The 5387-nt window shown below is 63.8% G+C and carries 6 protein-coding genes; 4 read left to right on the top strand and 2 right to left on the bottom strand.

The features are described 5' to 3' along the window. Positions 1–929 precede the first annotated feature (929 nt). Together MSZK_RS31485 and parA are read right to left on the bottom strand one after the other, a co-directional pair. On the bottom strand, positions 930–1193 hold the full coding sequence (locus MSZK_RS31485; protein WP_099252411.1) for a hypothetical protein: 264 nt from the start codon (positions 1191–1193) through the stop codon (positions 930–932). A gap of 46 nt (positions 1194–1239) precedes the next feature. After that, positions 1240–1884, bottom strand: a complete 645-nt coding sequence (gene parA, locus MSZK_RS31480) for a ParA family partition ATPase (RefSeq protein WP_099252410.1) — start codon at positions 1882–1884, stop codon at positions 1240–1242. 163 nt (positions 1885–2047) lie between these two features. Between parA and MSZK_RS31475 the strand changes: the two genes are divergently transcribed. The 4 genes from MSZK_RS31475 to MSZK_RS31460 form a co-directional block, all read left to right on the top strand. Next, entirely contained in the window at positions 2048–2731 is a 684-nt protein-coding gene (locus tag MSZK_RS31475; RefSeq protein WP_099252409.1) for a hypothetical protein, read from the top strand. Between the two features lie 264 nt (positions 2732–2995). Then, a complete protein-coding gene (locus MSZK_RS31470; RefSeq protein WP_199203565.1) occupies positions 2996–4066 on the top strand; it encodes an IS110 family transposase in 1071 nt (356 codons plus the stop codon). A 128-nt stretch (positions 4067–4194) separates the two neighbouring features. After that, positions 4195–4698, top strand: coding sequence for a hypothetical protein (locus tag MSZK_RS31465; RefSeq protein WP_099252408.1), 504 nt, complete (start codon positions 4195–4197; stop codon positions 4696–4698). Positions 4699–4711: 13 nt separating this feature from the next. Then, a partial coding sequence (locus MSZK_RS31460) for a hypothetical protein (protein ID WP_199203564.1) occupies positions 4712–5387 on the top strand: 676 nt, incomplete at its 3' end.

Here is a 5387-nt window from a genome sequence, read left to right as displayed (position 1 = left end):
GGCTACTCTGTCTCGGCTTCGCCTCGACCGTGGTGAACAGCTATCGCAACTCCGGCCGGCGGATTGAGCCGACACCCGTTGCTGGACACGCCATCCCGTCTTACCAACCGGGCTACGCCCTCAACACCAGAATCACTCAACACCAACGTATTCCATTATCCCCGCACCACGGGCCAAGCCGACAGACCACCACACAGAAGCCCAGAGCAGACCAGACGACACCGCCACACCCCAACCTTTGCCACACAAACACCCAACACCAATACCTGAGACACCACGGGCGGGCCAGGCCCAGACCAGCTTCAGACGCCGGAATCCGGGTCGTATCCGAGGATCTCTTCACGCCGGGACTTGGTGAACGGGCTGTGATCGTTCACCAAGGGCCATACTTCTCTACTCAGCATGTTCGAGCAGCTGGTCCCGGCCCATCGTCGGCGCGCCATCATCATCAGTGCTATTGGCCACGATCTGCTCGACCAGCAGCGATCCTCGCGAGATACGCAGTGACGGCCGCGGACCGCCGATGACCAGCAGGCACGACTCGACCTTCCAGCTTCGCCGACGCCCTGGTCGAGCGCATCCCGGCCGCTTTGACGGCGGCCTTCGACACAACCACGTCCTTGGGCGCCCGGCTCTCCATAGGTTGCGACCCTACCGACCCTGCACACCGCTGACCAGGCATTTGTGGAGCCGTCCACTCTCCTCGACGGGACCTACTAACTGAGCCGTTCATTCCGACGGTAAAGGCCGGCGGATCAACACTGGCAACCCATAGCCTCAGTAGGCGTAGCTCCCCTGCTCGTCGACCGTGGGCTCTGCGAAGCCAAACCGGCGATACCAGCCCATCCGCCGCACAGTGTTGATCGCCTCGACGGTGTACGGAACCTCATGGTTTCGCTGTTCCCTGCTGGGGGTCGATCAGTCCTCGCTCATCGCTGGTAAAGCTTCAGGGCGTCGGCATAGTGCTGGCGTAGCAGAGGAGTGATCTCGTCTTTGGCCGTAACGCCGGTGACCCGGGCGTGCACCATGATCGCGTGGTGCAAGCTGGCCGGCACCTCGATGGTCAGGCGCTTGGTCGGCTCACTGGCTGACGATTCGACCGGTGGCTGTGCAGGTGGTTCAGGAGCCGGTGGCGGCGTCGTCTCGGTGCCCTCGCGGCCGCCGCGCACCCAATCGTCCGCGGCGGCGGGCAAGTCAGCAGCAGCGCTAGGCCTACGTGGCGTCAGGTCCGGGCGGGTCTTATCCGACATTCGACATCTCCTCCAACTCCTGTGCGACAGCACGAATCTCTGTATCGGCCACACCGTCCGGGTCGGCCTCATGGACAGCCAAACCGCGGCTCGCAGCTTCCGAGAAGATCACTCGCTGAGCGACCGTGGCCTCCAACAGCCGGGGCCCGTAGTCCTGCAGCTGCTGCTTGATGTCCCGGCCGATCGACGTGTTGACGATCCTGCGGTTGATCAGCCAAGCCGCCCTCAGATCCGGCTTGTACACCTGCGACTGCTCCAACAGCGCCAGCGTCTCCGCGCTCGCCCACACGTCATACGGGCTGGGCTGCACCGGTAGGACAACGAGGTCGGCAGCCATGATCACCGCCCGAGCGGTGCTTTCCACCCGAGGCGGGGCATCGATCACCACATCGTCGTAACCCGCCCCGAGCTGCCCAATCTCCCGGTGAATCGTGTCGCGGGGAAAGCCGGCCACCGTGAAGATGGGTGGATGCTCAAGGTTGCCCCGCTGAGCCTGCCAGTCGAGCGCAGAACCCTGCGGATCAGCATCTACTAGCAGCACCCGCCGCCCGCGCCGCGAGCGCTCAGCAGCCACGTTCACGGCCAACGTCGTCTTGCCGACGCCACCCTTCTGGTTCACGAACGCATAGATCATGCGATGAGTGTACAAGCACACACGAACACATACTCACGTAATCACACATTCGTGTTGTCACGTATTCGTGTGTGTAAGTACATGTGTAAGTAGTTACATGTGTGCTTACGTGTGTGTTACCGTAAGCTAGCGCCAAATTGCGTAGCCGAGAGGGGCCTTACCCGTGTTCAACCACGATCGCCTTCGCGACCAGATCGAACGAACGACCGCCTACCTCCGACGATTGGACGCGCACAGCACCGCGTTGATCTACCACTCAACGCGCACCCGTCTGTGGGTCGGAATTCTCGCCGAAGCCCGCGCCGGAACACTGCCGGCTGACTGGCGTTCCACGCTGACCATCGACCACGACACCGGCCTACGCGAGCAGATCCTGGGTAGCGCCGCAGCGCTAATCAACCCCACCGAAGCCAACGCCGACAGTGAAACCCTGGTTCTCCATGAACTGACGACCATGCCCATGCGCCCGTGGGAGCCCTACGCAGCACGAGGAGATTGGCGCGCAGCTCTAGACGCCTGGTACGCCGACACTCTCGCCATTGACGAATACCGGCGTCAGCCGGTCGACCCACTTCTCTCTGACCACCTGGGTCTCACCAACCTTGGTGCGCGCATCACCCCCGGCGTCGACGCCCTACTCCAGGCGTTGCAGGAAGCTTCCTACCGCGCCGGGCTCGCCGCCGGGGGAGAAACCGGTCTCGACGATTGGCAAACCTGGCTCGATACCCGCATGGAAGCCCTGCAGTCATCGGCCGAACTGCCACCGAGCGACCGAACCGCCAACCCCGAAGCGCTTCGGGAGCACCTACAACAGCTGCCCACCTACTGGACGGATAAGCACTCATGAGCCAAATTGCCCCCGGTCGAGCAGCAGTTTTGGCCCCAAACCGCCCTTACCATCAAGTCAGTGTCAGGGTGAGGTCACCGCTTCTTGCGGTGGTTGGGATCCTTTACATCTGGTGTCTGGCTCATAGCATCGGTGCCGCCTCCGGTTGGCAACCATGGGTTTTGTCGGCGCCAGGTGTGAAGGACCGGCCGGCGTGACTTGATAGGAGCGTGGCATCGCCCCCACTGAGATGTGTCCGCCGACCGGCCCAACCGTCACCTCACAGTGAAGGAGGCAACCACCATGGTTGTTGTTGGAGCCGACGTGCACAAGCGCACTCACACCTTCGTCGCCGTCGACGAAGTCGGACGCAAGCTCGGCGAGAAGGTCGTGCCGGCCACCACGGCCGGACACCATGACGCAGTGGCGTGGGTGCGCACCCAGTTCGGCAGCGACGTGCGGTGGGGCATCGAGGACTGCCGTCACCTGTCGGCCCGGCTGGAGCGCGACCTGCTGACCTGCGGCCAACAGGTGGTACGAGTCCCGCCCAAGTTGATGGCCCAAACCCGAGCCTGCGCACGCACCCGGGGCAAGTCTGATCCCATCGATGCGTTGGCCGTGGCGCGGGCGGTGCTGCGCGAACCCGACCTTCCGGTCGCCTCCCACGACGAGGTCTCCCGGGAGTTGAAGCTGCTGGTGGATCGCCGTGAAGACCTTGTCGGACAGCGCACTTCGACGATCAATCGTCTACTGTGGCGAGTTCATGAGCTCGACCCCGCGCACGCACCCAAAGCCGGCTCACTCGATCGTGCCAAGCATCGCCAGTTGCTCGGGGCATGGTTGGCCACCCAGCCTGGCCTGGTCGCCGAACTAGCCCGTGACGAGCTGGCCGACATCACCCGCCTCACCGAACAGATCAACGCCCTCGCCGCACGTATCGGCGATCGCGTACGCCTGGCCGCCCCGGCACTGTTGTCGATGCCCGGCTGCGGGGAACTGACCGCGGCCAAGATTGTCGGCGAGGCCGCTGGGATCACCCGGTTCAAAAGCGAGGCCGCTTTCGCTCGCCACAGCGGGGTGGCACCAATTCCGGTCTGGTCGGGCAACACTCGCGGACGGGTCCGCATGACCCGCTCCGGCAACCGCCAACTCAACGCCGCGCTGCACCGCATCGCGGTCACCCAGATCCGTCTCGATGGCCTCGGGCGGACCTACTATCGACACCGCCTCGCCGAAGGAGACTCCACCACCGAAGCCCTGCGCTGCCTCAAACGACGCCTGGCCCGCGTCGCATTCGGACATCTGCACACCGACCACCAAAACCGTCAACCCGCTTGCCAAACAGCAGCGGCTTGACATAGGAGAAACTCATGGAGGGGAACACGCCACCGGACCGAGCGCCGCACGCAACGCATCAGCCTGCGCCGGCGCCACACAACGGCGCACCGCCACCGCCGTGGCCGCCCCATGCGCACCCTTACGCCATGCCACCTGCTGCGAAGTCGGGACGCGCCCTCTGGATCATTTTCGCCGGCATCGTGATCGCCGGCGCACTGATAGCCGGCGCTGCGTTCTTCGCCCTCAGCGGCAAAGACACCCCCGCGCCTACTGCCGGTCCCACGACACCGCCGGCCACGTCGAGCGAACCGGCGACCAGCGCCGCGGACAACTCCACCTGCAAAGCATGGCGAACTACTAAACAGACATTGCTCGCGATTCCGCTGCTTCCCGCTGGATGGGACTGGAACACCCCGAACATCGATACCTACATCCAGAACCGCACGACCGCGATCGACCGGGCGTTGGAACTGTTCGAACCGAAAATCATGCCCAACCCTGCCGATGCAGCGGAGGCGGCGCGTACCTACATCGCCACGCGGCGCAGTGAGGTCCAGAAGCTGCGGGATCACACGTTTTCCAGCCAGGACGTTGTTAACTCGAACGCGGCGTCGGCTGAACTCGATCAAGTGTGCGGCGTAGCCGGCTAGGGGGATATAGCCAATGCCCCCGATGCCGCCTGGTCCGAATGCCGCTGAGATCCTCCAGGGGCTGTGGGAAGAGTCGCTGGAACCGGCCGATCTGACACGGCGATCGCTGGAACTCAAGAAGCTCTCGGGTCAACTGCTTGCAACCGCGCAAGATGGCCAGGTCTCGGCCTGGAAACTGCTCAATCACGGGCAAGGTGCACTCGCTGAAGTCATTGCCGCCAGCTGGACCCAGTACTTCGTCAAGGTCAGCATGGTGGGCCTACAAGTAGGCGAAGCCTCCGCATGTTTGGACGCCTGGGCAACGACGTTGGGCGCCATGTTGTTCAACATGGCCGGCGTCGTTGAATCTGCCGAGGCCATCATCAAGATGCTCGAGGGTGCCCGCCCACTCTTGGAGTTCTTCAACATTGATGTCGACGCCGAAATCCAGGCAATCAAAGAGCAAGCCCAGGAAGACGTGCGCGCTCTTTCAGCCGCCGCTATGGGCGCCTTGGCCGCCGTTCCCAGCTGGGCCGGACAAGTGCCCACTGGTCTTTCAACACCAGGTGGTGGACAGGGCGAGACCTCGGCCACCGCGGGTATTGATAGCGCGCCCGGCACGCCCAGCGACCAGGGCGCGACAAACGCAACCGGCGTCGACAATGCCCCGGGCACCGCGGCAGCCACCCCAGCCAGTAACACCACAGGAA

Origin of the sequence: Mycobacterium sp. shizuoka-1 (genome assembly GCF_002723835.1) — a bacterium.
Classification (GTDB): domain Bacteria; phylum Actinomycetota; class Actinomycetes; order Mycobacteriales; family Mycobacteriaceae; genus Mycobacterium.
This window is presented reverse-complemented; position numbering and strand designations above follow the sequence as displayed.

Excerpts from the sequence above, each read along its gene's own strand:
- MSZK_RS31465 (WP_099252408.1), top strand. The coding sequence starts at position 4,195 with ATGCCACCTGCTGCGAAGTCGGGACGCGCCCTCTGGATCATTTTCGCC.
- parA (WP_099252410.1), bottom strand. The coding sequence starts at position 1,884 with ATGATCTATGCGTTCGTGAACCAGAAGGGTGGCGTCGGCAAGACGACG.